This is a genomic window from Cellulomonas sp. FA1 (genome assembly GCF_000986825.1).
Lineage (GTDB): Bacteria > Actinomycetota > Actinomycetes > Actinomycetales > Cellulomonadaceae > Cellulomonas > Cellulomonas iranensis.
The window spans coordinates 1,081,253-1,098,197 of the sequence record NZ_LBMY01000001.1 but is presented as its reverse complement, the minus strand read 5'-3'; the positions used below and the strand labels follow the sequence as shown (position 1 = coordinate 1,098,197).

Annotated in this window: 14 protein-coding genes; 10 read left to right on the top strand and 4 right to left on the bottom strand. The window is 72.4% G+C overall.

Annotated elements, in window-relative coordinates; genetic code table 11:
• Positions 1–139 precede the first annotated feature (139 nt).
• From GY42_RS04900 to GY42_RS04865, 8 genes are all read left to right on the top strand, one after another.
• Positions 140–1,165, top strand: coding sequence for a 6-phosphofructokinase (locus tag GY42_RS04900; protein WP_046528483.1), 1,026 nt, complete (start codon positions 140–142; stop codon positions 1,163–1,165).
• Positions 1,166–1,369: 204 nt separating this feature from the next.
• Positions 1,370–2,860 carry a 30S ribosomal protein S1 gene (gene rpsA / locus GY42_RS04895; RefSeq protein ID WP_046528482.1) on the top strand — a complete coding sequence of 497 codons (1,491 nt, stop codon included), beginning with the start codon at positions 1,370–1,372 and terminating at the stop codon, positions 2,858–2,860.
• Between the two features lie 134 nt (positions 2,861–2,994).
• Positions 2,995–3,624 carry a dephospho-CoA kinase gene (coaE, locus tag GY42_RS04890; protein WP_046528481.1) on the top strand — a complete coding sequence of 210 codons (630 nt, stop codon included), beginning with the start codon at positions 2,995–2,997 and terminating at the stop codon, positions 3,622–3,624.
• 199 nt (positions 3,625–3,823) lie between these two features.
• Positions 3,824–4,273: a hypothetical protein gene (locus tag GY42_RS04885; protein WP_046528480.1), complete on the top strand. Its 450-nt coding sequence runs from the start codon at positions 3,824–3,826 to the stop codon at positions 4,271–4,273.
• 66 nt (positions 4,274–4,339) lie between these two features.
• On the top strand, positions 4,340–6,445 hold the full coding sequence (gene uvrB, locus GY42_RS04880) for an excinuclease ABC subunit UvrB (protein ID WP_046528479.1): 2,106 nt from the start codon (positions 4,340–4,342) through the stop codon (positions 6,443–6,445).
• Positions 6,446–6,494: 49 nt separating this feature from the next.
• Positions 6,495–6,929, top strand: a complete 435-nt coding sequence (locus GY42_RS04875; protein WP_046528478.1) for a VOC family protein — start codon at positions 6,495–6,497, stop codon at positions 6,927–6,929.
• A gap of 183 nt (positions 6,930–7,112) precedes the next feature.
• The gene (locus GY42_RS04870) at positions 7,113–8,195 is read left to right on the top strand and encodes a TerC family protein (protein ID WP_082131355.1); all 1,083 of its coding nucleotides are present in this window, start codon (positions 7,113–7,115) and stop codon (positions 8,193–8,195) included.
• Positions 8,192–9,229, top strand: coding sequence for a TerC family protein (locus GY42_RS04865; RefSeq protein ID WP_046528477.1), 1,038 nt, complete (start codon positions 8,192–8,194; stop codon positions 9,227–9,229). The genes GY42_RS04870 and GY42_RS04865 overlap by 4 nt, the downstream gene beginning before the upstream one ends.
• A gap of 48 nt (positions 9,230–9,277) precedes the next feature.
• On the opposite strand, the gene GY42_RS04860 is transcribed toward GY42_RS04865, so the two are convergent.
• Positions 9,278–9,568 carry a YciI family protein gene (locus tag GY42_RS04860; protein ID WP_046528476.1) on the bottom strand — a complete coding sequence of 97 codons (291 nt, stop codon included), beginning with the start codon at positions 9,566–9,568 and terminating at the stop codon, positions 9,278–9,280.
• 62 nt (positions 9,569–9,630) lie between these two features.
• On the opposite strand from GY42_RS04860, the gene GY42_RS04855 reads away from it, so the two are divergent.
• A complete protein-coding gene (locus GY42_RS04855; protein ID WP_046528475.1) occupies positions 9,631–10,815 on the top strand; it encodes an acyl-CoA dehydrogenase family protein in 1,185 nt (394 codons plus the stop codon).
• A gap of 4 nt (positions 10,816–10,819) precedes the next feature.
• On the opposite strand, the gene GY42_RS04850 is transcribed toward GY42_RS04855, so the two are convergent.
• Positions 10,820–11,536 carry an MBL fold metallo-hydrolase gene (locus GY42_RS04850; protein ID WP_046528474.1) on the bottom strand — a complete coding sequence of 239 codons (717 nt, stop codon included), beginning with the start codon at positions 11,534–11,536 and terminating at the stop codon, positions 10,820–10,822.
• Positions 11,533–13,419, bottom strand: coding sequence for a glycoside hydrolase family 15 protein (locus tag GY42_RS04845; RefSeq protein WP_152667214.1), 1,887 nt, complete (start codon positions 13,417–13,419; stop codon positions 11,533–11,535). Before GY42_RS04845 ends, GY42_RS04850 begins: the two co-directional genes overlap by 4 nt.
• 143 nt (positions 13,420–13,562) lie before the next feature.
• Here GY42_RS04845 and uvrA point away from each other — a divergent pair, with 143 nt between their 5' ends.
• The gene (gene uvrA / locus GY42_RS04840) at positions 13,563–16,424 is read left to right on the top strand and encodes an excinuclease ABC subunit UvrA (RefSeq protein ID WP_046530554.1); all 2,862 of its coding nucleotides are present in this window, start codon (positions 13,563–13,565) and stop codon (positions 16,422–16,424) included.
• A 10-nt stretch (positions 16,425–16,434) separates the two neighbouring features.
• Here uvrA and GY42_RS04835 read toward each other — a convergent pair whose 3' ends face one another.
• The gene (locus GY42_RS04835; RefSeq protein ID WP_046528473.1) at positions 16,435–16,935 is read right to left on the bottom strand and encodes an OsmC family protein; all 501 of its coding nucleotides are present in this window, start codon (positions 16,933–16,935) and stop codon (positions 16,435–16,437) included.
• Between the last annotated feature and the right edge of the window lie 10 nt (positions 16,936–16,945).

Genomic DNA, 16,945 nt, shown 5'->3' with positions numbered 1-16,945 from the left:
GCAGGTCGGCGGCCCGCCCGGGACCGAAGGCACGCGGCGTGGCCGGCGTCACTCGCTAGGGTGGTACCGGCGCCGCGTCGACGCGCGCCCCATCCCCCCGACCTCCCGGGGGTGACCCCTGCGAACGAGGAGCTGCAGCGTGCGAGTCGGTCTGCTGACCGGAGGCGGCGACGTCCCGGGCCTGAACGCCGCGATCCGAGCGGTCGTCAAGCGGGGGGAGGGTGAGCACGGGCACTCGATCATCGGCTTCCGCAACGGCTGGAAGGGCGTCGTCGACGGCGACGTCATGCCGATGGGTCGTCAGCACATCCGCAACGTGCTGCCCACGGGCGGCACGCTGCTGGGCACCGCGCGGTTCCACCCGCACGCGTCCGACGGCGGGCTCGACGCGGTGCTCGCGACCCTCGAGGCCGAGCGCATCGAGGCCCTCATCTGCATCGGCGGCGACGGCACGCTGCACGCCGCGAGCAAGGTGGCCGAGGCGGGCGTCAAGGTCGTCGGCATCCCGAAGACCATCGACAACGACGTGTGGGGCACCGACGCGTCGATCGGCTTCGACACGGCCGTCAGCATCGCGACCGAGGCGATCGACCGCATCCACACCACGGCCGAGTCCCACAACCGCGTGATGATCGTCGAGGTCATGGGCCGCACCGCCGGCTGGATCGCGGTGACGTCCGGCATCGCGGGCGGCGCCGAGCTCGTGCTGGCGCCCGAGGACCCGTTCGACATCGACAAGGTCGTGAAGTTCCTCAAGCACCGGCACCGCGCGCACGCGAGCTTCTCGATCCTCGTCGTCGCCGAGGGGGCCGTGCCGGCCGAGGGCACCTCAATGCACTACGAGACGCAGGTCGGCAAGTTCGGCGAGATCGTCGCCGGCGCGATCGGCGAGCGGCTCAAGGTCGAGATCGAGCAGCGCACGGGCTTCGACACGCGCGTGACGGTGCTGGGGCACACGCAGCGCGGCGGCATCCCCACGGCGGCCGACCGGATCCTCGCGTCGCGCTTCGGCGTGGCGGCGATCGACGCGGTGACGGCCGGGACGACGAACGTCATGACGGCGGTCCGCGGCGAGGAGGTCGTGCTGGTCCCGATCCAGGAGATCGCCGGGAAGGTCAAGCACGTCCCGCAGGACCTGCTGACCGTCGCGCGGGCGCTCGCCTGACGGCCTCTTTGCCTGTGCCGCCGTCCACCCGATAGGGTGGACGGCGGTGATACGCGCGCTCTCGCGTTCTCGCCCTGCTCGTGGTCCGGCCCTCGGCCGACGTCGGGGGCGGGTTCCGGGAACACCCGGGCGATCGGCGCTGTTGCCGAGACGACACCACTCCTGTCCGCACTACATCCTGTCCGCATCGGAGCCCACCCCTACATGAGCATCTCCACCCCCGCGAAGCCCGCCGCCCCGCAGGTCGCGGTGAACGACATCGGTTCGGCCGAGGACTTCCTCGCCGCGATCGACGCCACCATCAAGTACTTCAACGATGGCGACATCGTCGAGGGCACCATCGTCAAGGTCGACCGCGACGAGGTCCTGCTCGACATCGGTTACAAGACCGAGGGCGTCATCCCCTCCCGCGAGCTGTCCATCAAGCACGACGTGGACCCCGGTGAGGTCGTCAAGGTCGGCGACGAGGTCGAGGCCCTGGTCCTCCAGAAGGAGGACAAGGAGGGTCGGCTGATCCTGTCCAAGAAGCGCGCGCAGTACGAGCGGGCGTGGGGCACGATCGAGAAGATCAAGGAGGAGGACGGCGTCGTCACCGGCACCGTCATCGAGGTCGTCAAGGGCGGCCTCATCCTCGACATCGGCCTGCGCGGCTTCCTGCCGGCCTCCCTCGTCGAGATGCGTCGCGTCCGCGACCTCCAGCCGTACGTCGGCAAGGAGATCGAGGCCAAGATCATCGAGCTCGACAAGAACCGCAACAACGTGGTCCTGTCGCGCCGTGCGTGGCTCGAGCAGACGCAGTCCGAGGTGCGCTCGACCTTCCTGCAGACCCTGCAGAAGGGCCAGGTCCGTCCCGGCGTCGTGTCCTCGATCGTCAACTTCGGCGCGTTCGTCGACCTGGGCGGCGTGGACGGGCTCGTGCACGTCTCCGAGCTGTCCTGGAAGCACATCGACCACCCGTCCGAGGTCGTCGAGGTCGGCCAGGAGGTCACGGTCGAGGTGCTCGAGGTCGACTTCGACCGCGAGCGGGTCTCCCTGTCGCTGAAGGCGACGCAGGAGGACCCGTGGCAGGCGTTCGCCCGGACGCACGCCATCGGCCAGGTCGTGCCCGGCAAGGTCACCAAGCTGGTCCCGTTCGGTGCGTTCGTGCGTGTCGAGGACGGCATCGAGGGCCTCGTGCACATCTCGGAGCTGGCCGTGCGCCACGTCGAGATCCCCGAGCAGGTCGTGCAGGTCGGCGACGACGTCTTCGTCAAGGTCATCGACATCGACCTCGAGCGTCGCCGCATCTCGCTGTCGCTCAAGCAGGCGAACGAGGGCTTCGACCCCGAGTCGGAGGACTTCGACCCCGCGCTGTACGGCATGGCGGCCGAGTACGACGAGCAGGGCAACTACAAGTACCCCGAGGGCTTCGACCCGACGACGAACGAGTGGCTCGAGGGCTTCGAGGCCCAGCGCGAGGCGTGGGAGGCCCAGTACGCGGCCGCCCACGAGCGCTGGGAGGCCCACCGCAAGCAGGTCGCCGCGGCGGCCCAGGCGGACCTCGACGCGCAGAACTCGGACACCGGTGCGTCGACGTCCGGCGGTGGCGGCGGGGCGATCCCGTCGACCTACTCGTCCGCGACGGAGGAGGCCACCGGCACCCTTGCGTCCGACGAGGCGCTCGCCGCGCTGCGCGAGAAGCTCACCGGCAACTGACGGACCGCGGGCCCACGCCCGCGCCCGGCACGCCACGACGGCCGGCCACCCCTGGGGTGGCCGGCCGTCGCCGTCCCCGCGGCACGACGGCGGGGCGGGTCGCGCCCGGCGCCCGTGGTGGGCACGATGGGGCGATGCAGCGCATCGGGCTCACGGGAGGCATCGCGGCCGGCAAGTCCGTCGCGGCGCGCAGGTTCGCCGAGCGCGGGGCGGTCGTCGTCGACGCCGACGTGCTCGCGCGCGCGGCCGTCGAACCCGGGACGCCCGGTCTCGACGCCGTCGTCGAGGCGTTCGGCCCGGAGGTGCTCCGGGAGGACGGCACGCTCGACCGACCGGCGCTCGCCCGCGTCGTGTTCTCCGACCCGGACGCGCGGTCCCGGCTCGACGCGATCGTCCACCCGGCGGTCCGGCGGCTCGCGGCCGAGCGCGAGGCGTCCGCCGCCGCGCTCGACCCGGGCGCCGTCGTCGTGCACGACATCCCGTTGCTGGTCGAGACGGGCCAGGCCGGCGACTTCCACGCCGTCGTGGTCGTCCACGCGCCCGCGGTGCTGCGGGTCGAGCGGCTCGTGCGGCTGCGGGGCATGACCCGCGCCGACGCGGAGGCGCGTGTCGCGGCGCAGGCGCGCGACGAGGAGCGCCTGGCGGTCGCCGACGTCGTGCTCGACGGCACGGGCGGCGACGTCGACCTGCGGCGGCAGGTCGACGAGCTGTGGGAGCGGGTCGCGGCCGAGCAAGACGCCGAGCGCGCCGCCGACACGCCCTGACCCCGTCTGCCACACGTCGACGCGGTGCCGGCGGGACGTTCGTCCGCCGATGCGGCGAACCGGCGTCACCCGGACGGGTGGATTGAACGCGTCTCCACGCGAGGAGTACGGTTCGACCGCCGATCACTCGGAGCGGGCGCGACGACGCGTCCGGGGGCCGCTGCGGCGGCCCGTCAGGGGAACAGCAGCCGGAGGAACGATGGCGCTCCAGTCGGTCGGCACGAACGGGTGGGAGGCGCGCCCGCTGCAGTCGAAGGCGTCCGTCTCGGTCGCGACGGGGGCGCTGTCGGCGACCCAGGTCCTCGATCTGGCGGTGAAGGCGGCCGCGGCGGTCGACGACCCGTCCGGCTGGCTGCGGACGGGGGAGCGCGGGTCGAGCAAGGTCTCCTTCGCCGTCCGTGACATGACGCGCGACGGCACCGAGCCGGTGCTGTTCTTCGACGCCGAGGTCGACCGGGCCGTGGGCCGCGTGACGGTGCGGACGCTCATCACGAGCTACGTGACGCGCTCGTCGGGCGTGAGCGCGCTCCTGCCGGTCTCGAAGCGCAAGGTCGCGGGCTTCTCGACGTACCGCGCGTTCATGGACGGCTACGCGAAGCTGCTCAAGGAGGCGGACCCCGCGGCCTCGGTGTCGTTCAGCGGCACCTGAGACGGACGGGCCCCTCGGGCGGGCCCTCGCGGGGTCGTTGTCGGTGGCCCGACGTACGGTGGTCGCATGCGCCCCGTGACCGACCTGCAGCGGACCGTCGCGCCGTTCGAGGTGGTGTCCGAGTACACCCCGAGCGGCGACCAGCCGACCGCGATCGCCGAGCTCGCCGAGCGCGTGCAGGCGGGCGAGAAGGACGTCGTGCTGCTCGGCGCGACCGGCACCGGCAAGTCCGCGACCACCGCGTGGCTCATCGAGCGGCTGCAGCGTCCCACGCTCGTCATGGCGCCCAACAAGACCCTCGCCGCGCAGCTCGCCACGGAGTTCCGTGAGCTGCTGCCGAACAACGCCGTCGAGTACTTCGTCTCGTACTACGACTACTACCAGCCCGAGGCGTACATCGCGCAGACGGACACCTACATCGAGAAGGACTCCTCGATCAACGAGGAGGTCGAGCGGCTGCGGCACTCCGCGACGAGCTCGCTGCTGACGCGCCGGGACGTCGTGGTGGTCGCGACGGTGTCGTGCATCTACGGGCTGGGCACGCCGCAGGAGTACGTCGACCGCATGGTGACCCTCGCGGTCGGCGACCGGATCGACCGCGACCAGCTGCTGCGCCAGTTCGTGACGATGCAGTACTCGCGCAACGACATGGCGTTCACGCGCGGGACGTTCCGCGTGCGCGGCGACACGATCGAGATCATCCCGGTCTACGAGGAGCTCGCGATCCGCATCGAGATGTTCGGCGACGAGATCGAGGCGATCGCGACGCTCCACCCGCTCACGGGCGACATCGTGCGGGACGAGCAGCAGGTCCACGTCTTCCCGGCGACGCACTACGTGGCCGGTCCCGAGCGCATGGAGCGCGCGATCACCGGGATCGAGGCCGAGCTGGCGGAGCGCCTGGCGGACCTCGAGCGGCAGAACAAGCTCCTCGAGGCGCAGCGGCTGCAGATGCGCACGACCTACGACATCGAGATGATGCGGCAGATCGGCTCGTGCTCGGGCATCGAGAACTACTCGCGGCACATCGACGGACGCGCGCCGGGGTCCGCGCCGCACACGCTGATCGACTACTTCCCCGAGGACTTCCTGCTCGTCATCGACGAGTCGCACGTGACCGTGCCCCAGATCGGCGCGATGTACGAGGGCGACCGGTCGCGCAAGCGGGCGCTGGTCGACCACGGGTTCCGGCTGCCGAGCGCGATCGACAACCGCCCGCTGCGGTGGGAGGAGTTCGTCGAGCGCATCGGGCAGACCGTGTACCTGTCAGCGACGCCCGGGGACTACGAGCTGTCGATGGCGGACGGCGTGGTCGAGCAGATCATCCGTCCGACCGGGCTCGTCGACCCCGAGGTCGTCGTCAAGCCCACGAAGGGGCAGATCGACGACCTGCTGGGCGAGATCCGCACGCGCGTCGAGCGCGACGAGCGCGTCCTGGTCACGACGCTGACGAAGAAGATGTCGGAGGACCTCACCGACTACCTCCTGGAGAAGGACGTCCGGGTCCGGTACCTGCACTCCGAGGTCGACACGCTGCGCCGCGTCGAGCTGCTCCGCGAGCTGCGCCTGGGCGAGTACGACGTGCTCGTCGGCATCAACCTGCTGCGGGAGGGCCTCGACCTGCCCGAGGTCTCGCTGGTCGCGATCCTCGACGCCGACAAGGAGGGCTTCCTGCGCTCGGGCAAGTCGCTGATCCAGACGATCGGCCGTGCCGCGCGCAACGTCTCCGGCCAGGTGCACATGTACGCCGACAAGATCACCCCGGCCATGCGGCTCGCGCTCGACGAGACCGACCGTCGCCGCGAGAAGCAGATCGCGTACAACCTCGAGCACGGCATCGACCCGCAGCCGCTGCGCAAGCGCATCGGCGACATCACCGACATGCTCGCGCGCGAGGACGCCGACACCGCCGAGCTGCTCGGCGGCGGCGGCCGGCAGGCAAGTCGCGGCAAGGCGCCCGTGCCCGGGTTCGGGTCGCGCAACGCGCCGCACGACGAGCGCACGCGCCTCACCGGCGCGGCGGCGCACGAGCTCGCCGACCTCATCCAGCAGCTCACGGACCAGATGCACGCCGCCGCGGGCGAGCTGCAGTTCGAGCTCGCGGCGCGGTTGCGCGACGAGATCTCGGGGCTGAAGAAGGAGCTGCGGCAGATGCAGGCCGCCACCGCCTGACCGCGCGGCGCCGCCGCACGGGACCACCCGTACCGCCGCTGGAGGACGCATGGACCGCAGGTTGCAGATCGTCGTCGACGCGCACGACCCCCGCGGCCTGGGGGCGTTCTGGGCCGACGTGCTGGGCTACGTCGAGGAGCCGCCACCGCCGGGGTTCAGCACGTGGGAGGAGACCCTCCAGGGCTGGGGGCTGCCCGAGGACCGCTGGAACGACGCGTACGCGATCGTCGACCCCGACGGCGGCGGGCCGCGCCTCTTCCTGCAGAAGGTGCCCGAGGGCAAGGTCGCCAAGAACCGCCTGCACCTCGACGTCGGTCAGCCCGGACGCGCGCGCGGCGAGGAGCCCGACAAGCCCGCCGTCCGTGCGCGCGCGGACGAGCTCGTCGCGCGCGGAGCGACGCACGTGCGGGAGTTCGACGACCCGGCGCAGGGATTCTGGATCGTGCTGCAGGACCCCGAGGGCAACGAGTTCTGCCTGGTCTGACGCGGCCCGCCGGTCCGTCACCTATAGTGGCGCACTGGAGGGGAGTACTCCCCGCGACGTCATCGTCATCACGGTCGCCATCGTTGCCGGCCCGGTGCCGTCGGCCGCGCGTCCGACCCGCTGGGTCCGGCGCTGGCGGAAGAGACCTCCGGTCATCAGCCGTACCCTTCCGGAGGTCGTTTCGTGGATGTTCCTGTCTGGGCGTGGGCCGTCACCGTCGGCGCCATCCTGCTCATGCTCGCCGTCGACTACGTGGGGCACGTGCGTTCGCCGCACGAGCCCACCCTGCGCGAGTCGGCCTGGTGGTCGGCCGGCTACGTCGGCGTCGCGATCCTCTTCGGCTTCCTCGTGTGGGGCGTGTGGGGCGCGACCTACGGCGGCGAGTACTTCGCGGGGTACGTGACCGAGAAGAGCCTGTCCGTCGACAACCTCTTCGTGTTCGTCCTCATCATGGCGAGCTTCCGCGTGCCGCGGCTGTACCAGCAGAAGGTGCTGCTCATCGGCATCACGATCGCGCTCGTGCTGCGCACGGTCTTCATCTTCGTCGGCGCCGCGATGATCGAGAACCTGTCATGGATCTTCTACATCTTCGGCGCGTTCCTGCTGTACACCGCGTGGACGCAGATCAGGTCGGGCAGCGAGGAGGAGGGCGAGTACCACGAGAACGCGGTGCTCCGCTGGACGCGTCGCGCGTTCCCGACGACCGACGACTACGTCGAGGACAAGATGGTCGTCCGCCGCGACGGCAAGCGGTTCATCACCCCGATGCTCATCGTCATGATCGCGATCGGCACCGCCGACATCATCTTCGCGGTCGACTCGATCCCGGCGATCTTCGGCCTCACGCAGGAGACCTACCTCGTCTTCACGGCCAACGCGTTCTCGCTGCTGGGCCTGCGGCAGCTGTTCTTCCTCATCGACGGGCTGCTCGACAAGCTCGTGTACCTGTCGTACGGCCTGGGCTTCATCCTCGGCTTCATCGGCGTGAAGCTGCTCATCCACGCGCTGCACACCAACGAGGTCGGCTTCATCAACGGCGGCGAGCACGTCACCGCGATCCCCGAGGTCAACACGTGGGTGTCGCTCGGGGTCATCATCGCGACCCTGGTCGTCACCACCGTGCTGTCGTTGCGCCGCACCCGCAAGGACGCCGCCGCGTCGGCGGCCGCGCAGGCGTCGTCGCGCGAGGCGCGCCTCGGCGTGCACGCCGACGCCCCCGAGGGTCCCGGCGTCGGGCGTGACGAGATCCGGGACGACCGTCCGTGACCCACGAGCTGCCCGCGGCCTTCCAGGTCGCCTCGCTCGTCGCGGTCGTCGCGATCCTCCTGGTCGACCTCGCCATCGTGCGGCGCCGTCCGCACGTGCCGAGCGTGCGCGAGAGCGTCACGTGGGTGCTCGTGTACGTGGGTCTCGCGCTCGCCTTCGCCGGGCTGCTGTCCGTCGTCGGCGGCGCGGCGCCCGCGGGGGAGTTCGTCGCCGGCTGGTTGACCGAGTACAGCCTGTCGGTCGACAACCTGTTCGTGTTCCTGCTGATCATGTCGAGCTTCGCCGTGCCGCGGGAGCAGCAGCAGCGCGTCCTCATGGTCGGCATCGTCGTCGCCCTCGTGCTGCGCGGCGGGTTCATCCTGGCCGGTGCGGCGCTCATCGAGCGGTACACGTGGGTGTTCTACCTGTTCGGCGCCTTCCTCGTGTGGACGGCCGTGAAGGTCGCCCGCGAGGGCGCGGGCGACGACGACGAGGAGTACAGCGAGAATGCGGTCGTGCGGGTCGTGCGGCGCGTGCTGCCGATGTCCTCGACGTACGACGGCGGGAACCTGCGCACCGAGCGCGACGGGCGGCGCGTCTTCACGCCGCTGCTGGTCGTCTTCCTCGCGATCGGCACGACCGACGTGCTGTTCGCCTTCGACTCGATCCCCGCGATCTTCGGGCTCACGCACGACCCGTTCATCGTGTTCACCGCGAACGTGTTCGCGCTGATGGGGCTGCGCCAGCTGTACTTCCTGCTCGGCGGGCTGCTCGACACGCTCGTGTACCTGCCCTACGGGCTGGCGGCGGTCCTCGCGTTCATCGGCGGCAAGCTCGTGCTCGAGGCGCTCGCGACGAACACGCTGGGTTTCGTCAACGGCGGCGAGCCCGTGGCGTGGGCGCCCGAGGTGCCGACGTGGCTCTCGCTCGTGGTCATCGCGGGTGCGCTGGGTGCCGCGACGGTCGCGAGCCTCGTGCTGGGCCCGCGGCGGTCGGTCGCGGCGCCACCCGCGCAGCACGACGACCCCCCGGCCCCCGGGCGACCGGGCGCCTGACGCGCGCGCGGGGTGGGCGCGTCTCGTGCCCACCCCGGCCGGTCGGTCTCAGACGGTCGTCGCCCACGGGCCGAGCACGACGTCCCACGCGCGCACGTCGGTGGCGGCGACGAGCCCCTCGCGCGCGAACGGGTCCTGCGCGAGCAGGAGGCGCAACGCGGCCTCGTCCGTGGCGCGGAACACGAGCAGAGCGCCCGGGTCGCCGTCCGTGAACGGTCCCGAGCCGAGCAGGGCGCCGGCGTCGGCCTGCTGCGCGAGCCACGCGCGGTGCTCGGGACGCACGGTGTCGCGCACGTCGGCGCGCTCGTCGTAGGTGTAGCGGACGGCGAATGTGGTCATGACGACATCCTGCCCGAGCCGCGCGGCGCGGTGGCCGCGCGCGGCGGTGGCAGAGTGGCGGCATGACCTCGACGACCCCGCCGGCACCGCGGCGGCAGCGCACCCTGCTGACCGACGAGCTGCTCGAGCGCATCCGCTCGCGTGCCGACGCCCACGACCGTGACAACACGTTCCCGCACGACGACCTCGCCGACCTCGTCGCGGCGGGCTACCTCACGGCGTTCGTGCCGGAGCGGCTCGGCGGTGCCGGCCTGACCCTCGAGGAGGTCGCGCGCGAGCAGGTCCGGCTCGCGGGCGCCGCGCCCGCGACGGCCCTCGCGGTGAACATGCACCTCGTGGTGACCGGGCTCGCGGCGCTGCTCGACGCGCGCGGCGACGGCTCGGTGGAGTTCGTGCTGCGGGACGCGGCCGCCGGCGAGGTGTTCGCGTTCGGCAACTCCGAGGCCGGCAACGACCTCGTGATGTTCGGGTCGCGCACGCGCGCCGAGCGCCAGGACGACGGCGGCTACCGGTACCACGGCACCAAGATCTTCACGTCGCTGTCGCCCGTGTGGACGCGGCTGGCGACGTTCGGCCTCGACGACTCCGACCCCGACGACCCGCGCCTCGTGCACGGCGTCGTCGCGCGCGAGGACGGCGGCGTGCGGGCCAAGGACGACTGGGACACGCTCGGCATGCGCGCGACGCAGTCCGCGACCACGGTGCTCGACGGTGCGTACGCACCGGCGGACCGCGTGTACCGGCGGCTGCCCCCGGGCCCGAGCGCCGACCCGTTCGTGTTCGCGCTCTTCGCGGTCTTCGAGACGCTGCTGGCTGCCGTGTACACGGGGATCGGGCGCCGCGCGCTCGAGGTGGGCGTGGCGCACGCGCGCCGCCGCACCTCGATGAAGAACGGCGGGCGCAGCTACGCGCAGGACCCCGACATCCGGTGGCGGGTCGCGGACGCCGCGCTCGCGCAGGACGGCGCCGAGCTGCAGCTGTTCGCGCTCGCGCGCGACGTCGACGAGCGGGTCGACCACGGCGCGCGGTGGTTCGCGCAGCTCGTGGGCCTCAAGGTGCGGGCCACCGAGACCGCGCGCGTGGTCGTCGACCACGCGCTGCGGGTGTCGGGCGGCGGCGCCTACTTCACGGGCAGCGAGCTCGCGCGCCTGTACCGGGACGTGCTCGCCGGCATCTACCACCCGTCGGACGACGAGTCCGCGCACGCGACGGTCGCGGCGTCGGTGCTGGGGCCGCTCGAGGGCTGACCGCTCACCAGCCGCGTGCCGCCCAGGCGGCCAGCTGCGGACGCTCGGCACCGAGCGTCGTGTCGTCGCCGTGCCCGGGGTAGACCCAGGTGTCGTCGCGGAACCGGTCGAACACGCGTGCCGTGACGTCGCCCAGCAGCGCCGCGAACCGCGCGGGGTCGCCGCCGGTCGCGCCGACGCCGCCGGGGAACAGCGAGTCGCCCGTGAACAGGTGCACGCGCCCCGGCACGGCGCCCGGCGCCGCGGCGTCCGCGGGCTCGGTCAGCGCGAGCGCGACCGACCCCGGGGTGTGCCCGCGCAGCGCGACGACCTCGACCACGAGGTCGCCGACCGCGACGGTGTCGCCGTGCCGCAGACGCGTGGTCACCGGGTGGTCGGTCGCGGCGGCGATCGCGTCCGCGTCGTCCACCCCCGCCGCGACGCGCGCGCCGGTCACCGCCACCACCGACGTCAGCGCACCGACGTGGTCGTGGTGGCGGTGCGTGACGACGACGACGTCGAGCCGCGCCGACGGCGAGCCCTCGCGCACGAGCGCGAGCAGCCGGTCCGGGTCGGCGGGCGCGTCGACGAGCAGCTGCGCGCCCGTGCGACGGCACGTCAGCAGGTAGGCCGCGTTGTCCATCGGACCGACGGCGACCTTGCGGATCTCCGCGCCGTCGAGCACGCGCACGTCGGTCGGTCCGCCGACGTGCACCCGCCCCGTGTAGCCCGGTCCCGTCATCGTGCCTCGACCGAGGTGCCGTCGTCCGCCGCGTCGACCGCGGCGGCTGCCCGGGACGCGACGTCGTGGCTGTGGGCCGCGCGCACGAGCGCGAGGTGGGACAGCGCCTGCGGCACGTTGCCGACCATGCGCCGCGCCCGCGGGTCGTACTGCTCCGCGAGCAGCCCCACGTCGTTCGCGAGCGGCACCAGCGCGTCGAGCACCCGGGTCGACCCGGCGACGTCGCCCGCGCGCGCGAGCGCGTCCGCGAGCCAGAACGAGCACGCGAGGAACGGCGCCTCGTCGCCCTCCAGGCCGTCGTCGGTCCGCTCGGCGCGGTAGCGCAGCAGCAGCCCCGGCGCGACCTCGAGCTCGTCGCGCACCCGTGCGACCGTCGCGAGGACGCGCGGGTCGTCCGCGGGCAGGAAGCCGACCTGCACCATCTGCAGCAGGGACGCGTCCGTGTGCGTCGCTCCGTAGTGCTGCACGAAGCTGCCGACCTCGTCGGACCAGCCGTGCGCGAGGACGTCGGCGCGGATCTCGTCGCGCGCGGTGCGCCACCGGTCCAGCGGCGCCGGCAGGCCGTGGTCCTCGGCGCCGCGGATCGACCGGTCGAGCGCCGCCCAGGCCATGAACTTCGAGTGCGTGAAGTGGCGCGGCTCGCCGCGGACCTCCCAGATGCCGCGGTCCGGCTCGCGCCAGCCGCGCACGAGGTCGTCGACGAGCCGTCGCTGCAGCGACCACGAGTCCGCGGTCTCGGCCAGGCCCGCGTCGCGCGCCATCGCGAGGGCCGACATCACCTCGCCGAGCACGTCGTGCTGGACCTGGTCGACCGCGCCGTTGCCGAGCCGCACCGGCCGCGACCCGGCGTAGCCCGGCAGGTGGTCGAGGTGCGTCTCGGGGAGCCGGCGCCCACCGTCCAGGCGGTACATGATCTGCAGGTCGCGCGGGTCGCCGGCCACGGCCCGTTCGAGCCAGTCCCGCCACTGCGTCGCCTCGTCGCGGAACCCCTGCTCGAGCAGCGCCTCGAGCGTGAGCGCCGCGTCGCGCAGCCAGCAGTACCGGTAGTCCCAGTTGCGTTCGCCGCCGAACGTCTCGGGCAGCGAGGTCGTCGGCGCGGCGACGATGCCGCCCGTCGTCACGTCGGTCAGCATCCGCAGGACCAGCAGCGAGCGGACGACGGCCTCGCCGTACGGGCCGTCGTACGTGCAGTCCCGCGCCCACAGGCCCCACGCGATCACGGTCTCGTCGAGCCGGTCCGGCACCGTGAGCCGCGACGGGACGCGCTGCCACGAGTGCACCCACGTGAGGGACAGCTCGACGCTCTCGCCCGCGCGCAGCGTGAAGCGGTCGCGGTGCCGGTGGTCGACGGCGCGGGGGAGCCGGTCGCCGCGCAGGACCAGCGAGTCGGGCCCCGCGATCGCGCGGATCGCGTCGTTCCCGTCGGCGTCGCGCTCGTGCCGGACCCACGGCTGGATGCCGCCGTAGCCGAACCGCACGACCCACTCGTGCTCGACCTCGACCTCGCCGTGCGTGCACTCGACGCGCCGCACGACGTCGCTGCGGCCGTCGCCGAGCGGCATGGCGTCCGTCGCGACGGCCGTGCCGGTCGGCGTGACGTACGTCGTGTCGAGCACGAACGAGTCGCCACGGTACGTCCGCGTCACGGACGTCGCGTCGCGCACCGTCAGGAGCCAGCGCCCGTGGTCGGGCGTGCCGAGCAGCGCCGCGAAGCACGCGTCGGAGTCGAAGCGCGGCAGGCACAGCCAGTCGAGGGACCCCTCGCGCGAGACGAGGGCGGCGGTGTGCCCGTCTCCGAGGACCGCGTAGTCCTCGATGGGCACCTGGCAGCCGAGCAGGTCGGGGTGCCGGGTGGACGCGTCGGGGCTGGTCGTGAGCTCCATCGCGACCAGCATGGACCGGACGGGCGTCGCTCGCGCGCGCTGCGGCGCGGGCGTGCGCGTGCGGCCGACGGGACGCGCGTCACGTCGAACACGTGTGCGATTGTCGGAGGGCGGTCGTAGACTGCACGGCTGTGACGCAACCTCTGTCCGACCGTCTCGTGGTCCGCGGCGCCCGGGAGCACAACCTCCGCAACGTCGACCTCGACCTGCCTCGCGACGCCATGATCGCGTTCACCGGCCTGTCCGGCTCCGGCAAGTCGTCGCTCGCGTTCGACACGATCTTCGCCGAGGGCCAGCGCCGCTACGTCGAGTCCCTGTCGGCGTACGCGCGGCAGTTCCTCGGGCAGATGGACAAGCCCGACGTCGACTTCATCGAGGGCCTGTCGCCCGCCGTGTCGATCGACCAGAAGTCGACGAACCGCAACCCGCGGTCGACCGTCGGCACCATCACCGAGGTCTACGACTACCTGCGCCTGCTGTTCGCGCGCGCCGGCACGCAGCACTGCCCGGTCTGCGGCGAGCGCGTCCAGGCGCAGACGCCGCAGCAGATCGTGGACCGTCTGCTCGAGCTGCCCGAGGGCACGCGCTACCAGGTCCTGGCGCCCGTCGTCCGCGGCCGCAAGGGCGAGTACGCCGACCTGTTCCGCGAGCTGCAGGGCAAGGGCTTCGCGCGCGCCCGCGTCGACGGCGAGGTCGTCCAGCTCGCGTCGCCGCCCACGCTCGAGAAGAAGCTCAAGCACGACATCGAGGTCGTCGTCGACCGGCTCGTGTCGCGCGAGGGCGTGCAGCGTCGCCTCACCGACTCGGTCGAGACCGCCCTCGGGCTCGCGGGCGGCCTGCTGGTCGTCGAGCTCGTCGACGCCGACGCGGACGACCCGCAGCGCGAGCGCCGCTTCTCCGAGCACCGCTCGTGCCCGAACGACCACGTCCTCACGCTCGACGAGATCGAGCCCCGCACGTTCTCGTTCAACGCGCCCTACGGCGCGTGCCCCGAGTGCACCGGCATCGGCTCGCGGCTCGAGGTCGACCCCGACCTCATCGTCCCGGACGACGAGCTGTCGCTCGCCCAGGGCGCGGTCGCGCCGTGGGCGCAGACGTCCTCGGAGTACTTCCAGCGCGTCCTGACGGCCCTCGCGGACGACCTGGGCTTCTCGATGGACACGCCCTGGCGTGCCCTGCCGAAGCGCGCCCGCGACGCCGTCCTGCACGGGCAGAACCACGAGGTGCACGTGCGCTACCGCAACCGGTGGGGGCGCGAGCGGCAGTACTCGACGGGGTTCGAGGGCGTCATCACGTTCCTCGAGCGGCGTCACTCCGAGACCGAGTCGGAGTGGAGCAAGGAGAAGTACGAGGCGTTCATGCGCGAGGTCCCGTGCCCCGCGTGCGACGGCGCCCGCCTCAAGCCCGAGGTGCTCGCGGTCAAGGTCGGCGGCCGCTCCATCGCCGACGTCTGCTCGCTGCCCATCGACGAGGCGCGCGACTTCATCGACGGCCTCGAGCTCGGCGAGCGCGAGCGCGCGATCGCCGCGCAGGTCGTCAAGGAGATCCAGGCGCGGCTCGGGTTCCTGCTCGACGTCGGCCTCGACTACCTGTCGCTCATGCGCCCCGCCGGCACGCTCTCGGGCGGCGAGGCGCAGCGGATCCGGCTCGCGACGCAGATCGGCTCGGGCCTCGTCGGCGTGCTGTACGTGCTCGACGAGCCGTCCATCGGGCTGCACCAGCGCGACAACCGCCGCCTCATCGAGACGCTCACGCGGCTGCGCGACCTCGGCAACACGCTCATCGTCGTCGAGCACGACGAGGACACCATCCGCACCGCCGACTGGATCGTCGACATCGGCCCCGGCGCGGGCGAGCACGGCGGTCGCGTCGTGCACTCGGGCGACCTCGAGGGCCTGCTCGCGTCGCAGGAGTCCGTCACGGGCGCCTACCTCTCGGGGCGGCGCTCGATCCCCATGCCCGCGACGCGGCGCCCCGTGGACCGCTCGCGGCAGGTCACGGTGGTCGGCGCGCGCGAGAACAACCTGCGCGGCATCGACGTGTCGTTCCCGCTCGGCGTGCTCACGGCCGTCACCGGGGTGTCGGGCTCGGGCAAGTCGACGCTCGTGAACTCGATCCTCTACACGGTCATGGCGAACGAGCTCAACGGGGCCCGGCAGGTCGCCGGGCGTCACAAGCGCGTGACGGGGCTGGACCAGCTCGACAAGGTCGTGCACGTCGACCAGGGTCCGATCGGCCGGACGCCGCGCTCCAACCCCGCGACGTACACGGGCGTGTGGGACCACGTGCGGCGGCTGTTCGCCGAGACGTCGGAGGCCAAGGTCCGCGGGTACACGCCGGGACGGTTCTCGTTCAACGTCAAGGGCGGGCGCTGCGAGGCGTGCTCGGGCGACGGCACGCTCAAGATCGAGATGAACTTCCTGCCCGACGTCTACGTGCCGTGCGAGGTCTGCCACGGCGCGCGGTACAACCGCGAGACGCTCGAGGTGCACTTCAAGGGCAAGACGGTCGCCGACGTGCTCGAGATGCCCATCGAGGAGGCCGCCGAGTTCTTCGCCGCGGTGCCGGCGATCTCCCGGCACCTGCGCACCCTGGTCGACGTCGGCCTCGGGTACGTGCGCCTCGGCCAGCCCGCACCGACGCTCTCGGGCGGTGAGGCGCAGCGCGTCAAGCTCGCGTCCGAGCTCCAGCGCAGGTCGACGGGACGCACCATCTACGTGCTCGACGAGCCCACCACGGGTCTGCACTTCGAGGACATCCGCAAGCTGCTCGGCGTGCTGCAGTCGCTCGTCGACAAGGGCAACACCGTGCTCGTCATCGAGCACAACCTCGACGTGATCAAGAACGCCGACTGGGTCGTCGACATGGGCCCCGAGGGCGGGTCGGGCGGTGGCACCGTCGTGGCGCAGGGCACGCCCGAGCACGTCGCGTCGGTGCCGCAAAGCCACACCGGCCGGTTCCTCGCCGAGGTGCTCGAGCCCGAGCGCGTCGAGGTGAGCGCCTGACGCGTGCGTCTCAGGGGCTGACGGTGACGGGTGCGGGCTCGTGCCGCACCGTGAAGTTGACCGACCGCGCGATGAAGCAGTGCTCGTGCGCGCGGCGGTGCACGTCCGCCAGCAGCGCGTCGTCCACGGCGCGGCCGTCGGACGCCGTGCCGCCGCGCACCGTCACGCGCGGCCGCAGCACGACCTCGGTGAACTGGCCCTGCCCCTGGCTCTCGATGCGCATGGTGCCCGAGGCCGCGTCCTCGTACCCGACCACGACGACGCCCGCGCTCGCCGCGAGGTGCAGGAACCACAGCATGTGGCACTGCGCGAGCGCGCCGACGAGCAGGTCCTCGGGCGACCAGCGGTCCGCGTCGCCACGGAAGTGCGGGTCCGACGTGCCGAGCAGGGCGGGCTTGCCGCCCGCCGTCAGCGCGTGGTCGCGGCCGTAGGACGTGTAGGTCGCGGTCCCCGCGTCACCCGCGCCGGTCCACGAGAGGTCCACCGAGTACTGGTGCAGCAGCTGTGCCATGCACCGACCC